The 18,468-nt window shown below is 42.8% G+C and carries 16 protein-coding genes; 10 read left to right on the top strand and 6 right to left on the bottom strand.

Annotated elements, in window-relative coordinates; translation table 11 throughout:
- The first annotated feature begins 5 nt into the window (after nt 1-5).
- From lpxD to AN395_RS15095, 4 genes are all read left to right on the top strand, one after another.
- Entirely contained in the window at nt 6-1,028 is a 1,023-nt protein-coding gene (gene lpxD / locus AN395_RS15110) for a UDP-3-O-(3-hydroxymyristoyl)glucosamine N-acyltransferase (RefSeq protein ID WP_054983473.1), read from the top strand.
- 26 nt (nt 1,029-1,054) lie between these two features.
- Nucleotides 1,055-1,507 (top strand): 3-hydroxyacyl-ACP dehydratase FabZ, encoded by a 453-nt coding sequence (gene fabZ / locus AN395_RS15105; protein ID WP_004586929.1) that lies wholly within the window; start codon nt 1,055-1,057, stop codon nt 1,505-1,507.
- A 2-nt stretch (nt 1,508-1,509) separates the two neighbouring features.
- A complete protein-coding gene (gene lpxA / locus AN395_RS15100; RefSeq protein WP_024033817.1) occupies nt 1,510-2,280 on the top strand; it encodes an acyl-ACP--UDP-N-acetylglucosamine O-acyltransferase in 771 nt (256 codons plus the stop codon).
- Between the two features lie 138 nt (nt 2,281-2,418).
- A complete protein-coding gene (locus AN395_RS15095) occupies nt 2,419-2,811 on the top strand; it encodes a septal ring lytic transglycosylase RlpA family protein (protein WP_054983472.1) in 393 nt (130 codons plus the stop codon).
- Here the strand turns inward: AN395_RS15095 and cydC are convergent.
- The 5 genes from cydC to AN395_RS15070 are packed head-to-tail and all read right to left on the bottom strand — an operon-like array spanning nt 2,794 to nt 9,187.
- On the bottom strand, nt 2,794-4,536 hold the full coding sequence (cydC, locus tag AN395_RS15090) for a thiol reductant ABC exporter subunit CydC (RefSeq protein WP_054983471.1): 1,743 nt from the start codon (nt 4,534-4,536) through the stop codon (nt 2,794-2,796). The two genes, AN395_RS15095 and cydC, sit on opposite strands and share 18 nt — an antisense overlap.
- Nucleotides 4,529-6,301, bottom strand: a complete 1,773-nt coding sequence (gene cydD, locus AN395_RS15085) for a thiol reductant ABC exporter subunit CydD (RefSeq protein WP_054983470.1) — start codon at nt 6,299-6,301, stop codon at nt 4,529-4,531. Before cydD ends, cydC begins: the two co-directional genes overlap by 8 nt.
- Entirely contained in the window at nt 6,291-6,455 is a 165-nt protein-coding gene (cydX, locus tag AN395_RS15080) for a cytochrome bd-I oxidase subunit CydX (protein WP_004586934.1), read from the bottom strand. The genes cydD and cydX overlap by 11 nt, the downstream gene beginning before the upstream one ends.
- A 12-nt stretch (nt 6,456-6,467) precedes the next feature.
- Nucleotides 6,468-7,607 carry a cytochrome d ubiquinol oxidase subunit II gene (gene cydB / locus AN395_RS15075; protein ID WP_024033821.1) on the bottom strand — a complete coding sequence of 380 codons (1,140 nt, stop codon included), beginning with the start codon at nt 7,605-7,607 and terminating at the stop codon, nt 6,468-6,470.
- The gene (locus AN395_RS15070; RefSeq protein WP_054983469.1) at nt 7,604-9,187 is read right to left on the bottom strand and encodes a cytochrome ubiquinol oxidase subunit I; all 1,584 of its coding nucleotides are present in this window, start codon (nt 9,185-9,187) and stop codon (nt 7,604-7,606) included. Before AN395_RS15070 ends, cydB begins: the two co-directional genes overlap by 4 nt.
- A 291-nt stretch (nt 9,188-9,478) precedes the next feature.
- Here AN395_RS15070 and lpxB point away from each other — a divergent pair, with 291 nt between their 5' ends.
- The 6 genes from lpxB to AN395_RS15040 all read left to right on the top strand — a co-directional run bounded on the left by lpxB (nt 9,479) and on the right by AN395_RS15040 (nt 17,431).
- Nucleotides 9,479-10,636, top strand: coding sequence for a lipid-A-disaccharide synthase (gene lpxB, locus AN395_RS15065; RefSeq protein ID WP_054983468.1), 1,158 nt, complete (start codon nt 9,479-9,481; stop codon nt 10,634-10,636).
- Complete coding sequence (gene rnhB, locus AN395_RS15060) at nt 10,626-11,228, top strand: ribonuclease HII (RefSeq protein WP_054983467.1); 603 nt, start codon at nt 10,626-10,628, stop codon at nt 11,226-11,228. Before lpxB ends, rnhB begins: the two co-directional genes overlap by 11 nt.
- A gap of 3 nt (nt 11,229-11,231) precedes the next feature.
- Nucleotides 11,232-14,723 (top strand): DNA polymerase III subunit alpha, encoded by a 3,492-nt coding sequence (dnaE, locus tag AN395_RS15055; RefSeq protein ID WP_054983466.1) that lies wholly within the window; start codon nt 11,232-11,234, stop codon nt 14,721-14,723.
- 16 nt (nt 14,724-14,739) lie between these two features.
- Nucleotides 14,740-15,696 (top strand): acetyl-CoA carboxylase carboxyl transferase subunit alpha, encoded by a 957-nt coding sequence (gene accA, locus AN395_RS15050; protein ID WP_004586940.1) that lies wholly within the window; start codon nt 14,740-14,742, stop codon nt 15,694-15,696.
- Nucleotides 15,697-15,787: 91 nt separating this feature from the next.
- Nucleotides 15,788-17,092: a tRNA lysidine(34) synthetase TilS gene (tilS, locus tag AN395_RS15045; RefSeq protein WP_054983465.1), complete on the top strand. Its 1,305-nt coding sequence runs from the start codon at nt 15,788-15,790 to the stop codon at nt 17,090-17,092.
- Nucleotides 17,093-17,431, top strand: coding sequence for a hypothetical protein (locus tag AN395_RS15040; RefSeq protein ID WP_004586942.1), 339 nt, complete (start codon nt 17,093-17,095; stop codon nt 17,429-17,431).
- Between the two features lie 67 nt (nt 17,432-17,498).
- Here AN395_RS15040 and AN395_RS15035 read toward each other — a convergent pair whose 3' ends face one another.
- A complete protein-coding gene (locus AN395_RS15035) occupies nt 17,499-18,395 on the bottom strand; it encodes a GGDEF domain-containing protein (RefSeq protein ID WP_054983464.1) in 897 nt (298 codons plus the stop codon).
- Nucleotides 18,396-18,468 lie beyond the last annotated feature (73 nt).

Here is an 18,468-nt window from a genome sequence, read left to right as displayed (position 1 = left end):
ACTCTATGCAAAATTATACGCTTTCGCACATTGCGGAACTTCTAGGCGCCGAGCTTCAAGGTGATGGCGCTTTAGAAATTACAAAAATAGCTACACTTGCAAATGCCCGTTCTGGGCATATTGCATTTTTAGCGAACTCAAAATATCGTACGCAGCTTGAAACCACACAAGCCAGCGCTGTTATTCTTAGCGAAGCCGATGCCCCGTATTTTAGTGGCGCAAAAATCATTGTTGGAAATCCGTATGTGAGCTACGCAAAGCTTGCACAATTTATGGATACAACCCCGCAAGCGGCGCAGCAAGGTATACACGCTAGTGCGACTATTCACCCAAGTGCAACGGTAAGTTCAAGTGCTGCTATTGGCGCAAATGTAGTTATAGAAGCCGGTGCTGTAATTGGTGATAACGCACAAATTGGTCCGAACAGTTTCATCGGTGAACGTGTTAAAATAGGTTCTGGCACAAAGCTTTGGCCGAGTGTGACTATTTATCACGATGTTGAAATTGGCGCTGATTGTTTATTTCAAGCAAACAGTGTGGTTGGCAGTGATGGATTTGGCTATGCAAACGAGCGCGGACAGTGGGTTAAAATTCCTCAGCTAGGCTCTGTGATTATCGGCGACAAGGTTGAAGTGGGCGCAAGCACAACAATTGACCGTGGCGCACTCGATAACACGATTATTCATAGTAATGTGATCATCGATAACCAATGTCAAATAGCACACAACGTTGAAGTTAACTCGGGTACTGCAATTGCAGGCTGTACTGTACTAGCAGGTAGTGTAACCATTGGTAAAAACTGCCAAATAGGTGGCATGACCGCAATTAATGGTCACATGTCAGTATGTGATGGTGTTATAATTACCGGCATGAGTATGGTGACTAAATCGATCACCGAGCCGGGTATTTACTCATCTGGTATGCCCCATACAACTAATAAAGAATGGCGTAAATCAATTGCCCACTTGCGTAATCTTTCAGACATGAAATCACGTCTCAAAGCGCTTGAAGCATTGGCTAAGTCATAACGTTGAACACTAATAAGGATGCTATTTTGGCAAACGAATTAAATAGCCTTGATATTCAAGAAATTTTAAGTTTATTACCACACCGCTACCCGATGCTTTTAATTGATCGTGTAATTGACTTTACGCCTGGCGAGTCACTGCATGCGATTAAAAATGTATCGGTTAACGAGCCTATTTTTACTGGCCACTTTCCAAATCAGCCAATTTTCCCTGGTGTGCTAATATTAGAAGCCATGGCGCAAGCCACCGGTTTATTAGGATTTAAAACAGTAGAAAACCGTAGCGATAACGAGCTTTACTTATTTGCTGCAGTCGATAACGCACGTTTTAAACAGCCAGTTATACCGGGCGATACAATGCATTTGCATGTAGAGTTTTTAAAAGAGCGTCGCAATATATGGAAATTTGCCGCTGAAGCAAGAGTCGACGGCAAGGTTGTATGTAGTGCCGAAATTATGTGTGCGAGAAGAGAGTTTTAATAGTGATCCATTCTACAGCAATAATCGAACCTGGCGCTAAACTAGGCAACAATGTCTCAGTTGGTCCATATAGCTATATTGGCAATGATGTTGTGATCGGTGATGACTGTATTATTGAGTCTCACGTTGTTATTAAAGGGCCATCTACTATTGGTTCTGGCAATCATATTTTTCAATTTGCGTCAGTAGGCGAAGCCTGCCAAGACAAAAAATACAACAACGAACCAACCACTCTTATTATGGGCGATAACAACGTTATACGTGAGTGTGCAACCATTCACCGTGGTACTATTCAAGACCAAGGTGTTACTAAAATTGGTAGCAATAACTTATTTATGGCGTATACCCACGTTGCTCACGATGCCGTAATTGGTAATAACGTTATATTTGCTAATAACGCAAGCGTTGCAGGCCACGTGCATGTAGGCGATTGGGTTATTTTAGGTGGTAACTCAGGTGTGCATCAATTTTGTAAAATTGGTGATCACGCATTTATTGGCATGTACTCAGGCGTTAATAAAGACGTACCGCCATTTGTAACCACCATTGGTATGCCAGCAGGCCCTGCTGCGACCAATAAAGAAGGTATGAAGCGTCGTGGCTTTGAAAGCGACGAAATTATGGCCGTACGCCGTGCTTATAAAGCGTTTTATCGTAAGAGCTTAAGCGTGGACGAAGCGATTGACTCACTTAGTGAAGATGCTGCTAAGTATCCTGCAGTACAAACCATGATTGATTTTGTGAAAAGCTCTGAGCGCGGTATCGTAAGATAAGCGCCTTATGCTTTTTAAAAAAACCACCTAAGAGTAATCGACGGTGGTTTTTTATTGCCTATAAAATATTTTAATTCAGTACACACTCAGCCACGTAAGGTTAACCTTTGCGCGAATTTTTATAATTAAAGCGCATCTATGTCTTTTACTAAGTTAATTTTTACCCTCAGTTTTTTATCAATTTTAGCTGCGTGTAGCAGCCAACCTATAGTTACCTCTGCTAATGGCGAGCTTACTCAGTTAGGTAAAGCCTCTTATTACGCTAATAAATACCATGGTCGCACAACAGCAAACGGCGAAACATTTAGCCAAAATGCATTCACTGCTGCGCATTTAGAATTACCCTTTGGTACAAAAGTGAAGGTTACAAACTTGGCAAATAACAAATCGGTGATCGTGCGAATAAACGATAGAGGCCCGTACGTTAGAGGGCGGGTTATTGATTTATCGTTAGGTATGTTTAAAAAAATTGCCGACCCTAAAGTCGGCGTTATAGATGTATCAATCAGCGTATTAAAACCGAGTAGTTAAGGCAACATAATCGGAATATGTTTCGCTAAGCTCTTTATGAGTGCCTTGCGCTACAAGGCTGCCATTTTCTAGCCAGATAATGTTATCCATTCGTGCTAAAAGAGCAGGGTCGTGGGTAATGGTAAGTACGCTTGCGTTACTCATTACCTGCATAATAGCGTTCATTACCGTTTGCTTAGACTGGTTATCAAGCCCTTCTGTAGGCTCATCAAGTACTAAAATGGCAGGGTTTTGTAATAAAGCTTGCGCAATGGCGATGCGTCTTGATTGGCCTTGAGAAACACTTCTCCCCCCTGTGCCTAAACGGGTTTTTAAACCATCTTGTAGCTCATTAAACCAAGGTTTGAGCTGTGCAAGGTTAATGGCTTTAAGCATTTCTTCTTTTGTGGCGCTTGGCTTTGCATAGCGTAAGTTTTCACTTAATGTGCCATCAAAAATATGATGCTGCTGCGCGAGTATATTAATAACGCTTGCGCGGGTGTTGCTGCTTAGTGCGTGGAGTTCTTCTGCGTTATTTTCATCGCTTAGCCTAATACTGCCTTGCTGCACTGGCCATAAACCGGTGAGTAGATTAACCAAGGTGCTTTTACCACTGCCGCTTCTGCCTACAATCGCCACTTTTTGCTGTGCCTTAAGGGTAAAGCTGATATTAGTTAAAGCACTGTGCTCCTGGTATTTATAGCCAATGTTATTAAGCGCCAAAGTTGTATTGTTTTTATCAAACTGCATCTCAATTAACTCAGCGCTATTAGCTTCTTGCGCTGTGACTTTATCTTCCAGTGTAAATAGTCGCTCAGCGGCTTTGAGTACAGTGGGCAGCTCTATAAATGCATTGGGCAACAGTAATACAGTTTCAAAGCTTGCTAATATAAATAGGCTTAACATAGCAAGCTCAACATTTACCATAGCGCCGCTGTAAACCAAAGGCACAATAGTGACTATGGCGCCAAGCATAGCTAGCTGCACAACCAGCAAACTTAAACCGTCGCTATTTGCGAGTGCTTTATGGCGACTATAAAGTTGTTGATTATACTGCTCGTTTAGTTCATTACATTTTGAAATTTGCCCAGCACGTGCCTGATAAATACTCAGCTCTCTAAGGCCGGTTAGGGTGTCAGAAAGCTCTGCTCTAAGTTGTGCACTGAGCTGTGTTTCTTTATGGCTATTTTTATTTAATTTAGCACTTAACAGCGCAGGTAAAACAACACCAATTAATAAAATGCCTATAAAGCAAATAAGCGCAACATTGGCGTTATAGGCCGCCATAAACACCATAATTATGGGCACACTCAACAGCGCTACCAGCATAGGTAGTAATATGTTTAAGTAAAACTTATCAAGCGCATCCACATCATTTTGTAAGCGGTTAACTAAATCGGCGCTGCGGCTCATTGCTAAATCTACATTGTTTAGCTTACTTAGCGTGGCAAACATATTAACGCGTATTTCACTAAGCAATAAAAACGTCGCGTTATGTGTTACTAAGCGCTCACCATAGCGTGATGCAGTTCGTACAATCGCTAAAAATCGAATGGTTCCTGCAGGTGTAAAGTAATTCATTTGTATGCCTGCGATACCCGCTGCCGCCATTGAAGCTAAAAACCACCCCGATATAGCGAGTAAGCCCACGTTTGCAAGTACCGTTAACGTCGCTAAAAAAGTACCCAGTAGCATGGCTTTATAATGCGGTCGGCAAAGCTTTAATAGCCTAATAAAATTAGTCATTGTTTGCTCCTTGCGCTTGTAAATTAAGGAGTGATTTAAATGCGCCTTGTTGTTGCTCAAGTTGGCTGTAAGTACCTTGCTGTGCTATTTCGCCATTTTTCATAACAAGGATACTGCTTGCGTTTTTCACTGTATTTAGCCGGTGGGCAATGACCAACACTAAGTGGTTTTTAGCGTAATTATTTATAGCCTGCTGAATAAGCTGCTCGGTTTGGCTATCAAGGTGGGCTGTCGGTTCGTCAAGCACTAAAATAGGCGCTTGTTTTAAAAACGCCCGTGCAAGGGCTATACGCTGCTTTTGACCGCCAGAGAGTCCTTCACCTTGCTCACCTATCAGGGTGTCGAACCCATTCTCTAACGTGTTTATAAAATCTAAGGCGCCCGCTTGGTGTGCCGCTTGCTCAAGCTCTAGTTGCGTAGCGGCTGGCTTGGCTATTTTTATGTTGTCGCTAATGCTTTGATAAAAAAGCGTTGGGGTTTGCGGGATCCACGCAATTGCGTTTTGTAATGTACTTATGCTTGTAGCATCAAGTGGTTTATTATTAATGCTTATTTGTTCAATCACCTGCGGATGAAACCCTAATAAACAATCAAATAAAGTACTTTTACCTGAGCCACTTGCACCTACTACTGCCACCAGCCCTTTAGCGGGTAGCGTAAGGTTTATATTTTTTATGCCTTCGTTACTGTTTGGGTAGGTAAAGTTTAAGTTGTGTATGTTTATTGAGCTTATATGCTCCTCAAACTTTGTTTCATGTTGCTGTGATTGCTCAGGAAGTGGGGCATTTAAAATAGTGACCATATCGGCCGCTGCGCTTATACCTTGCAAACGGGCATGGTAGTGGCTGCCTAATTGGCGCAGTGGTAAGTAAAATTCTGGGGCAAGTAGTAAAACAACAAAGCCGGTTGCAAAATCAAGCGTGCCAAAAAACAGTCTAAAACCAATGATTACCGCTACCAGTGCCACACTAATTGTGGCTAAAAATTCCAGCGCAAATGATGATAAAAAGGCAATTTTTAAAACACCGAGTGTAGCGTGCCTAAAGTCATCAGAAATTTTGGCTATTTGTTTAAGCTCTTTTTGCGTTGCGTTAAATAATTTAAGTTGTGTTAAACCTTGTACGCGGTCAAAAAAGTAATTACCTAGTACGGCCAGTTGCTGCCATCTTTTTTGATTTAACGCCTCGGCCTTTGAGCCCACCAAAATCATAAAAAACGGAATAAGCGGAGCGGTTAATAAAAATATTAAGCCTGCTTTATAGTCGGTTGGAAAAATAACCACCAATATTGCCAGCGGAATAAGCGCGCTATAAGCAACGCCAGGCAAGTATTTAGCGTAGTAGTCGTGCAGTGCTTCAACGCCATCGTGCACGGTGTTGAGCGTGGCTCCTTGGCCGTGTTGTTCAATATAACTTGGGCCAAGTTGCGTTAATTTGGTTAATAAGGTTTGGCGCATAGCCGACTTTATTTTAAGTGCCGCATAAGCACTGAGCCTTTCACTGATAGCTAAAAACAGGGCTCTGAGTAAAATAATACCCGCAAGTGGCCAAAGAAAGTGGGTTACTTGGCTAAGGCTTGCACCTTCAAACATTACGTTATGAATAGTTTGTGCCAGTAAATAGGCGCCTGCAATCATTAAAATAGCGTTAAATGTGCCCAGTGCAATACTTAACTTTAACCATGCACCCGCAGGCTTACTTTGCCGTTTTAAAAAAGCGCGCAGAGATTGCTGCTGCGCGCGATTTGGTCGGGGATTAGTCGTCATCTTTAGTGTTGTTAGCTTCGTTTAGTAAATCGTGCATCGGTTGTTCATCATCAGCTATGCTGTTTTTATTTTGATGAAACTCGTACCACATTACATTTATAACACCTAAGGTACAGGCTAAAAGTACACCTAAAATCCAAGCGAAATACCACATAATTTAGTCTCCTTAGTAGCTACCGTGCGTGTTGTTTTCAATTTCGTCTACCGTTACTCTGCGCCACATTTTTACGTAACACCAGGTGGTGTAGGCCAAAATTAACGGAATAAATATAACAACAGCAACAAACATAATATTAAGCGTTCTGTGGCTCGACACCGCATCCCAAATAGTTAAGCTAATATCTGGGTTATTAACAGATGGCATAATAAATGGGAACAGCGACACACCCGCCGTCATAATAACGCCAATTAACATAATGCTGGTTGAAATAAGCCCAAGCGCTGGCTTGTTTAGTTTAGAGAACAGTAAAGCACTGAGTGCCATAACAAAGCCTAAAATAGGGAAAGTCATTGTCCATGGGCGCTCGCTATAATTATTAAGCCACGCACCTTGCGCTGTGCTTACAACTTTTGCCAACGGATCTGCATGGCTTTGCGTATCAGGCATAGAAACAATTTGGTAGCCATTTATGTTTGCCACCCAAAAACCCGCAGCCGCAAACAGTACAATAAATACCACTAATGCGTAGCGGCCATATTGCGCTGAGCGCTCTGCAACGGCATCTGCTGTGCGCAGTTGTAGCCACATGCCTGCATGGGCAATTAACATAGTGATACTAATTAAACCTGCCAGTAGGCCAAATGGGTTGAGTAAGCCAAAAAACGAGCCTTGGTAACTTACACGCAGTAAGTTATCAATATTAAACGGTACACCTAAAAATAAGTTACCAAATGCCACACCAAATACTAAAGCCGGAATGGCGCTGCCTGCAAATAAGCCCCAATCCCAGTTATTACGCCAGCGTTTAGAGTCTATTTTTGAGCGGTAATCAAAACCTAAAGGTCTAAAAAATAGCGCAAATAAGACCAGCATCATAGCAAAGTAAAAGCCCGAAAATGCGGCGGCATACACCATAGGCCACGCTGCAAATAAAGCGCCGCCTGCGGTAATAAACCATACTTGGTTACCGTCCCAGTGGGCGCCAATGGTGTTGATTACCGTGCGGCGCTCTGAGTCTGTTTTACCAACTAGGCGAAGCAGCATCGCTACGCCCATATCCATGCCATCGGTAATTGCAAAGCCTATTAGCAGTACGCCAATGAGCAACCACCACAGCATTTTTAATGTTTCATAATCAAAAATCATAATTGCTCTCCTGCGTCTTTATCTGCTTTGTTTGGTAACTCAAAGTGATACTTACCTGTATATAACGAGCTTGGGCCTTGTTTAATAAAGCGCACCATTAACCAACCTTCTACAATGGCAAGGCCAGTGTAAAAAATAATAAACCCAGTTAAGCTAATTAAAATATCGTTTACCGTCAGTGACGAGGTCGCTAAAAAGGTCGGTAATATTTCTGATATAGCCCAAGGCTGGCGACCATATTCAGCAACGATCCAACCAAATTCTATTGCAATCCATGGTAGTGGAATACTTAATACTGCAGCCCACAGTAGCCAACGTTTTTGCTCAATAATACGGTGTGCGTTGTAATAAAATGCCAATACAAACACGGCCAGCATAGCTACACCACAGGCCACCATAATCCTAAATGACCAAAACATAGGCCCCACTTTAGGGAACGAGTCTTTAACTGCCATTTGAATGTGCTCTTCTGTGGCATCTACTACATTGGGGGTATAGCGTTTTAGCAGCAAGCCATAACCTAAATCGGCTTTAAGAGAGTCAAATTTAGCTATGTTTTCTTCGCTGTCATCGCCATTTCTTAGCTTTTGGAGGTATTCGTACGCTATCATGCCGTTACGAATGCGTACCTCGTGTTTTTTCTCTAAATCAGAAATACCAATAACTTGTTCATCTAAAGAGCGGGTAGCAATAATACCTAGTGCGTAGGGTATTTTTACTGCTGCATGCGTTACCTGCTCATCTGAATCAGGAAAACCAAGCGCGGTAAACGCAGCAGGTGCTTCTTCGGTGTGCCATTCAGCTTCTATGGTGGCAAGTTTTACTTTTTGAACTTCGCCTACCTCGTAGCCTGATTCGTCACCTAATAAAATGACACACAATATAGATGCTAAACCAAAGCCCGATGCCACCGAGAACGAGCGCTTAGCAAAGGCTAAATCGCGACCTTTTAATATGTACCAACTACTAATGCCCAGTACAAACATAGAAGCGGCTACGTAACCTGCCGATACAGTATGAATAAACTTAACCTGCGCCACAGGGTTAAATACAAGCTCTGCAAAGCTGGTCATTTCCATGCGCATGGTTTGATAATTAAACTCTGCCCCTACCGGATTTTGCATCCAACCATTAGCAATCAAAATCCACAGCGCCGACATATTAGTACCTAGCGCCATTAAAAATGTAGCGCCCAAATGTTGGCGCTTAGTTAACCTATCCCAGCCTAAAAAGAACATACCCACAAAGGTCGACTCTAAAAAGAACGCCATTAAGCCTTCAATAGCGAGCGGGGCGCCAAATACATCGCCTACGTAATGCGAGTAATAAGACCAGTTAGTACCAAACTCAAACTCCATGGTCAGGCCCGTTGCCACCCCAATAGCAAAGTTAATACCAAACAATTTTCCCCAAAACTTAGTCATATCACGATAAATTTCGCGACCGGTCATAACATAAACCGATTCCATAATAACTAAAATCCAGGTCATACCTATGGTTAAAGGTACGAATAAGAAATGGAAGAGTGCGGTAACAGCAAACTGCAATCGCGATAGATCCACAAAGGTTTCATCTATCATTTTTGGCTCCTTGAGGGTGACGGGTTAACAAGGCAATTAATAATTGGCAAAGTTAAAATTAATGAACTTTCAGTAATTACTGAAAGTTTGGAATATTATTTACGTTTGCACAATTTTTGTCAATAAACATATTAGAAAAAGTTAATATATATTCACCATGCTACATCAGTATGAAATACAAACAATCGTTTGGTACTAAATTAGTTACAAATAATCGTTAATTTAAAGCGTTTAACCAAACATTAAAACACGGTAAACTAACCGCTATGAACGCCTGATAAATAAAGTCGAATGAATAAAGAGAAAAAACAACTACGTATTGGTATTGTGGCAGGTGAGCTGTCGGGCGATATTTTAGGCGAAGGCTTAATTAAAGCACTTAAAACGCACTTTCCAGATGCCATATTTGAAGGCATTGCAGGGCCAAAAATGCAGGCGCAAGGCTGTAAAACGCTTTACGACATGGACGAGCTCTCGGTAATGGGGCTGGTTGAAGTATTAGGGCGTTTACCGCGTTTACTTAAAATACGTAAGCAGCTGGTGCAGCACTTTAAAGATAACCCACCCGATGTATTTATCGGTATTGATGCGCCCGATTTTAACCTACGGGTAGAAAAGCCTTTAAAAGATGCCGGTATTAAAACCATTCAATACGTAAGCCCGTCGGTTTGGGCATGGCGCGAAAAACGCATTCATACCATTAGTGCTGCCACAAATTTAGTGCTTGCTTTGCTGCCGTTTGAAAAAGAATTTTACGATAAGCACCAAGTACCGTGTACATTTGTAGGGCACACCTTAGCTGACGATATAGCGCTTGAGCACGACGATAGCCAAGCTCGCCAAGAACTTGGCCTAAATACCGACGACAAAGTACTGGCTTTACTGCCAGGTAGCCGTGGCTCAGAAGTAGGCTTGCTCAGCGAAACCTATATAAATACAGCTGCGCAGTTACAAGCGCAAAACCCAGATCTTAAAATAGTGGTACCGCTGGTTAACGAAAAACGCAAAGCGCAATTTAGTGAAATTTTAAATGCCACTGCACCAAATTTAAATGTAAACCTACTCGATGGTCAGTCAAAACTAGCCATGCAAGCAGCCGATGCCATTTTACTGGCATCAGGCACAGCAACGCTCGAAGGCATGCTGTATAAAAAGCCTATGGTGGTGGGTTATAAAATTAAGCCAATGAGCTATTGGATTTTTAAAACCTTGTTTACCTTTAACATTAAATATTTTTCACTGCCAAACTTATTAGCCGATGAAGAACTCGTGCCGGAGTTTTTACAAAGTGAATGTAACGTGGCTAATTTAACGGGCGCACTTACGCCTATGCTAAATACCGATAATAAAGAACTAAAAGCACGCTTTTTAGCCATCCACGAAAAAATTAGATTAAATGCCAGCAAACAAGCAGCTAATGCTGTGGCGGAGTTAATAAATGCAAATTGAACGACCCAACGTAACCTTAATTGCCGGTGTAGATGAAGTAGGGCGTGGCCCGCTTGTCGGCGATGTTGTTACCGCTGCGGTAATACTTGACCCAGCGAATCCTATTGCAGGTTTAGCTGATTCTAAAAAGCTAACCGATAAAAAGCGCCAAGCACTGGCTATAGAAATAAAACAAAAAGCGCTGTGTTATGCCATTGGTCGTTGTAGCCCATCAGAAATTGACGAGTTAAACATTTTGCATGCAACTATGCTTGCAATGACACGTGCAGTTGAGGGGTTAAGTACGCAACCAGAGTTTGTATTTGTAGATGGTAACCGCTTACCTAAATTAGCTATGCCGGCTCAAGCAGTTGTTAAAGGCGATAGTTTAGTGGCTGAAATTTCAGCAGCCTCTATTTTAGCCAAAGTAGCGCGTGATGATGAAATGCTTGAGCTTGATACACGCTACCCGCAATACGGGTTTGCAGGGCACAAAGGGTATCCAACTAAAGCACATTTTGCAGCGCTTGAGCAATACGGCGCTATTGAAGAGCACCGTAAAAGTTTTAAGCCGGTACAACGTGTGCTAATGCAAGCAAAGGGCGAGGCATAAATAATGGCCGCTCCAGATTTTGTACATTTACGGGTTCACTCAGACTTTTCAATGGTTGATGGCTTAGCTAAAACCAAGCCTATTGTTGCTAAAGCGCAAGAGCTTGAAATGCCCGCGCTGGCAATTACCGATCAAATGAACTTTTGTGGTTTAGTGCGTTTTTATGGCGCAACCCACAGTGCCGGTATTAAACCCATAGTGGGAGCCGATTTTTGGTTGCGCAGCCCAGAGTTTCCAGATGAGCCAAGCCGTATTACGTTGCTAGCTAAAAACAACGACGGTTATAAAAACATTACCTTATTAATATCTGAAGCTTACCAACGCGGGCATATATTTCATCGCCCAGTGATTGACCGAGAATGGCTAGTTAAGCACAAAGAAGGGCTTATTATTCTCTCAGGCGCAAAAGATGGTGACTTAGGTAAAGCCTTATTAAAAAATAACCCAGGCGTTATTGAATCTGTAGTGAGCTTTTATAAGCAGCATTTTAGCGATCATTACTATTTAGAGCTTATTCGCACCGACCGCCCGCTTGAAGAAGACTACCTGCATATGGCAGTAGAGCTTGCAGCAAAAGAGCAGCTGCCCGTTGTTGCCACAAACGAAGTGGTTTTTTTAAAGCCCGAAAACTTTGAAGCGCACGAAATTCGTGTGGCTATTTTTGACGGTTACACCCTTGATGATAAACGCCGCCCTAAACGATTTTCACAAGAGCAATACCTAAAAACGCCTGAGCAAATGGCAGAGCTATTTAGCGATATTCCTGAAGCGCTGCAAAATACGGTAGAAATAGCCAAACGCTGTAACGTAACGGTGCAACTAGGCACTTACTTTTTGCCTGATTACCCAACCGGCTCGTTAAAAATTGAAGACTTTTTAGTTAAAGTTTCAGAAGACGGCCTTGAAGAGCGCCTGCAGTTTTTATTCCCTGATGAACAAGAGCGACAAGAAAAACGAGGCGAATACGACGAGCGGTTAAAAGTAGAGCTTGGTGTAATTAACCAAATGGGTTTCCCAGGCTACTTCTTAATCGTAATGGAGTTTATTCAGTGGAGTAAAGATAACAATATTCCAGTGGGGCCGGGGCGTGGTTCGGGTGCGGGTTCATTAGTGGCATATGCCCTAAAAATTACCGACCTCGACCCGCTTGAATTTGATTTACTCTTTGAGCGATTCTTAAACCCTGAACGTGTATCAATGCCCGATTTCGATGTCGATTTTTGTATGGACAGGCGTGATGAGGTAATTGACCATGTATCGGCATTGTATGGCCGTGATGCGGTATCACAAATTATTACCTTTGGTACCATGGCTGCAAAAGCGGTTATACGCGATGTAGGCCGTGTACTTGGCCACCCTTATGGTTTTGTTGATCGTATTTCTAAGCTGATCCCAGGGGATCCCGGCATGACGCTTGCCAAAGCGTTTGAGGTAGAGCCGCGTTTACAAGAAGCCTACGATGGCGACTCAGAGGTAAAAGATTTAATCGATATGTGTCGCATCCTAGAAGGGTGTACACGTAATGCCGGTAAACATGCCGGTGGTGTTGTAATATCGCCGACGACCATTACCGACTTTGCTGCACTTTATTGCGATGACGAAGGTAAGTTTCCGGTAACACAGTTTGATAAAAACGATGTAGAAACCGCAGGCCTTGTTAAGTTCGATTTCTTGGGCTTACGTACCTTGACCATTTTGCAGTGGGCTGTGGATATGACCAACGAGCGCATGAAGCGCGAAGGCAAAGCGCCCGTTGATATAAATACCATTCCACTGGATGATAAAAAAAGTATAGAGCTATTACTGCGCGCCGAAACAACCGCGGTATTCCAGCTAGAATCGCGCGGCATGAAAGACCTCGTACGCCGATTAAAGCCCGATTGCTTTGAAGATATGATTGCATTGGTAGCCTTGTTCCGCCCAGGCCCACTGCAATCAGGCATGGTAGATAACTTCATCGACCGTAAGCTTGGCCGAGAAGAAATTTCTTACCCAGATGCCCAATACCAACACGAAAGCTTAAAGCCCATACTTGAGCCTACTTACGGCATTATTTTGTACCAAGAACAAGTAATGCAAATTGCCCAAGTACTAGCAGGCTATACGCTTGGTGGCGCCGACATGCTTCGTCGTGCAATGGGTAAGAAAAAACCTGAAGAAATGGCCAAGCAGCGTTCAACCTTTGAAGAAGGCGCACGCAATAATGGTATAGACGGCGAACTGGCAATTAAAATTTTCGACCTGGTAGAAAAATTCGCAGGTTATGGTTTTAATAAATCTCACTCGGCAGCGTATGCACTGGTTTCGTACCAAACGCTGTGGATGAAAACGCACCATCCGGCAGAATTTATGGCTGCGGTAATGTCGGCCGATATGGATAACACCGACAAAATAGTAATCTTGGTGGATGAATGTGAAAACATGAAGCTCACCTTATTACCGCCTGATGTAAACGCCGGAGAATTTAAGTTTACGGTAAACCTGCAAGGTGAAATTGTTTACGGTATTGGTGCTATTAAAGGCGTAGGTGAAGCGCCGGTAGAGGCCATTTTAGAAGCGCGCGCAAAAGGCGGCCCATTTAAAGATTTATTTGATTTTTGTGCCCGTGTAGATTTAAAACGCTTAAATAAACGTGTAACCGAAAAATTAATTTACGCCGGTGCACTTGATCAACTCGGGCCAGAGAAAACCCAAGCAGGGCGTGCTACATTACTGGCAAGTTTAAAAGATGCCATGCGCGCTGCCGATCAGCACAACAAAGCTGAGCAACTTGGGCAAAGCGATTTATTTGGCTTACTGGCCACCGAGCCTGATGAAGTTGAGCAAGCCTTTATTAAAGCCACGCCGCTTACCGATAACCAATGGCTTGATGGCGAAAAAGACACGCTAGGCCTTTATTTAACAGGGCATCCTATAAATCAGTATCGCCGTGAACTTAGACATTACACAAGCGGCAAGCTGGTGGATTTACAGCCAACAAATCGTGATGTACTCTCTACGGCGGCGGGTTTAGTTATTTCAGCGCGGACATTAATTAATAAAAAAGGAAATCGTTGGGGCTTAATAACTTTAGATGACAAGAGCGCCCGTATTGATGTACGCTTGTTTCCTGAACAGTTCGAAATGTACCAAGAAATGCTTCAAGTAAACAATATCTTGGTAATATCTGGACAGGTCAGCTTTGATAACTTCTCCGGTGGCATTACAATGACCGCCAGAGAAATAAACACCATTGCTCAAGCGCGTGAAAAACGCATTAAAGCGATTAAAATGACGCTGAACATGGTGCAAATCGAGGCAGGTTTCTTCGATAAATTACAAAAAGTACTCGAACCTTATAAAATGGGAACGTGTCCGATCAAGGTTTATTACCAGCGCCCCGATGCGTTGGCTCAATTAACCCTAGGGATCGAATGGTGTGTTACGCCGAGCGACGACTTAATTCATAAGTTATCACTCATGGCGGCACAAGATGTAGAACTAGAATTTAACTGATTAGGTAGTTTAGAGCATGAGCCTCAATTATCTTGATTTTGAGCTTCCGATTGCAGAATTAGAAGCAAAAATTGAAGAATTACAAAGCATAAGCCGCGCTGGCGAATTAGACCTTGAGTTAGAAGAGGAAGTCAGCAAATTAAAAGAAAAAAGCGCTAAGCAAAAAGAGGAAATATTCTCAAATTTAGGCGCTTGGCAAGTATCGCAGTTAGCGCGTCATCCGTTGCGTCCTTACACTCGAGATTATATCGAGCGCATTTTCACGGAATTTGACGAGTTTGCAGGCGATCGTACTTTTGCTAACGATCCGGCTATTTTAGGCGGTGTTGCACGTTTAGATGGCGAACCAGTAATGGTGATTGGCCAGCAAAAAGGGCGTGATACAGCTGAAAAAATTAAACGTAACTTTGGTATGCCAAAACCAGAAGGCTACCGCAAAGCGCTACGTTTAATGGAAATGGCCGAGCGTTTTAAAATGCCAATTATGACCTTTATCGACACCCCAGGGGCATACCCAGGTGTGGGCGCTGAAGAGCGCGGTCAGTCTGAGGCAATTGCACGTAACCTAAAAGTAATGGCGGCACTTAAAGTACCCACAATTTGTACGGTTATTGGCGAAGGCGGCTCTGGTGGTGCATTAGCCATTGGTGTTGGCGACAGAGTTAACATGTTGCAATACAGCACGTACTCAGTAATTTCGCCAGAAGGCTGTGCTTCAATTTTATGGAAAAGCGCCGATAAAGCACCACTTGCCGCAGAGGCAATGGGTGTAACTGCAGAGCGCGTTAAAGAGCTCGATTTAATTAATAACTTAGTTGAAGAGCCTTTAGGCGGTGCACACCGCAATTACGATGCAATGGCACGTAACTTAAAAACACGTTTAAAACGTGACCTTGCTGACTTACAAGCGCTATCGCTTGAAGACATGCTTGATCAACGCTACAAACGTTTAATGTCGTTTGGTTACTGCTAATTAGCTAACCAACGCATTTATTGTTAAAAAAGGCCGCTTATGCGGCTTTTTTGTTTTAAAATACTGCAAACATTAAATTTATAGCGTATCCATGCAAGCATCACCTATTTATCAGCACGTTAAACACGCCCTTGAGCACTTTTTTAGGCACCAGCAATATAACTTTACGGTGGCGCTTTCGGGTGGCGTGGATTCGGTGGTATTGCTTCATGTAATGCACTTTTTAAAACAAGCGCAACCAAAGCTAAACGTAAACGCGATTTATGTTAATCATGGTTTAAGCCAATACGCGAATGACTGGCAGCGCTTTTGCCAAAACTTGTGCGCTGAGCTAAATGTACCGTTTAATGCCGCGCAGGTAACAATAAACCCAAAAACACGAACAAGCCTTGAAGCGCAGGCACGTGAGGCGCGTTACAAAGCACTTGATGAGCTAAGCCCCGCGGGCAGTGTTATTTTGCTGGGTCAGCATTTAAACGATCAAATAGAAACGTTTTTACTGCGGTTAAAGCGTGGCTCTGGCTTAAAAGGGTTAGGCGCAATGCAAAAAATGCGTGAATTACAAAGCGGGCGAATATGCTACAGGCCGCTTTTAAACATAACGCGCAGTGATATAGAGCACTTTGCCACAGAGTTTAATATTACGCACATTACTGATGACTCAAATACCGATGAGCGTTTTGATCGTAACTTTTTACGTGCACGTGTAGTGCCTTTACTTGCAAAGCGTTTTAAAGGTTTTGAGCACTGTACTGGGCGCAGCATTGAGTTACTACAGCAACAACAAGCGCTACTTGATGAGTACACTGAACTTGATTTAAAACAAAGCGTAAACGCCCATCAAGCACTGAGCGTTAACCAACTAACCACCTACAGCGACGTGCGCATAACCAATGTGGTTCGTGCGTGGCTTAGCTTATTTACCCAAGTAATGCCCTCACAAAAGCAACTTTTGCAAATAATTAACCAAGCCATAAATGCGCAGGCTGATGCGCAAATGCAAGTTGATTTAAGCGAGGGACAAATACGACGCCATCAAGGGTATTTGTATTTTGTTACACCACACATATTATTAGCCGATGAAGCGCTAACGAGCAATGAGCTAGCGCTTGATGATGGGCGCGTTTTAATAAAGCAACAAGGTAAAGGCCTACGTGCCCCTTTACCAAACGAGCAAGTCACCGTGCGCTTTAATTGTAATAGTGCGCGTATAAAGCCGTTAAAAAAGCCAGGCAGCAATACGCTTAAACACTGGTTTAAAGATGCAAAAGTAGCCCCGTGGCTAAGGGAGCGTGTGCCTTTAATATTTTATAACGACGAGCTTGTGCAAGTTGTTGGTTATTTTGTAAGTGAAAAACACCAAGACGAAAACGGCATTTTTTGGGAGTGTAAATAAATGAAAGATCAGCCACATGTAGGCTTATCGCTAGTTAGCAAAGCGCCAATGGGTATGTTAATAACAGCGTTAGTTGCTGTTATAGCCAATGTATTACTAGAGCTTAATATTATTACATTAGGTTATGCCGTTGTGGGCGGGGTGGTATCGGCGGTATTACTGCTTGCCTACTGGTTAGGTAAAGGCGGGTTATTTTTTATTTTAGGCGTAAGTTTACCATTGGTTTTAGTGTTATTTACCCCGCTTGCAAGCATAACAGCATTGCTTAATTTAGTGAGCGGCTTCTTTTTTGGCTTTTGTGCGGCCTTGTTTGTTTATAAATTACTGGCTAATAAATAATTAATTTGTAATAAAAAAGCCTAGCGGGGGAAGCTAAGCTTTTATAAATAATAGAGTTATATAAATACTAATATGCTTTTGCACAGTTGCGCCCAGAGGCTTTTGCCTTATATAAGCCTTTATCGGCTCTTGCAAATATTGCTGTTTCGCAATCTTGGCTATTGGCTAGGGTAAAGCCAATGCTGGTGGTTACTTTGTACTTAGACATTAAACTTGAGTTTCTGACTAAGTGCATAATGCGCTCAGCAACCACTTTGTTTGTTGTAAACTCGGGGTCTTCAATAATCAGCGAAAACTCATCGCCACCAAACCTAAACACGGAGTCGGTGCCGCGTATACTGCTGCAAAGTACCTGCGAAAACTCTTTTAAAACATCGTCACCTACTTTATGGCCATAGTTATCGTTTACTTGCTTAAAGTTATCTAAATCAAGCAGCATTAAACTAAAAGGGCGCTGGTAACGGCGGCAGTTTTCGAGCTTTTGCGATAACATGTCATTAAATTGGCTACGGTTATTTAACCCGGTAAGCGCATCTTTTGTGGCAAGTTTTAACACTCGGCTGTACATCATTGCGTTACGCAGTGGGTACACAAGGGCGCTGTGCAAGGCACGTAATTTGTTTTCAATCGCTTTACTAATAGGGTATTGGCTAAAGTAAATTAGCTGTCCTAAGTGCTCGCGACCAATAGCTAAATCGTAAGAGTACGGGCTAGTGTTCGTGTTGCTATCTGAGGTTTGTGCTGTGCCGAGCGTTGATTGAAACTGCAGCCCTGAAAAGTTAAGTAGCTGTTTGGCAAATTTTGCATAAATAGCCAATACATCTTCTATTACTAGGCTTGTTTGTAGCTCGGTAACTAAATCGTGCGTTGCCGCTGTTTCGTTTGTGTGTGTTTGCTCTGCCGAAAACGGCAAAAAATCGCCGCGCCCAGACACGCGTTGTGTCAAAATATGGACATTTTCCATTAAAATCTTCCCCCAGGGTGTTACTTTGCAATAACTAAGCTATTTTTATGCCATATTTTAAAATTGCTTGATA

Origin of the sequence: Pseudoalteromonas sp. P1-30, from assembly GCF_001400005.1 — a bacterium.
Taxonomy (GTDB): domain Bacteria; phylum Pseudomonadota; class Gammaproteobacteria; order Enterobacterales; family Alteromonadaceae; genus Pseudoalteromonas; species Pseudoalteromonas atlantica.
The sequence above is the reverse complement of the archived record's forward strand: the minus strand, read 5'-3'. Positions and strand labels throughout refer to the sequence as shown.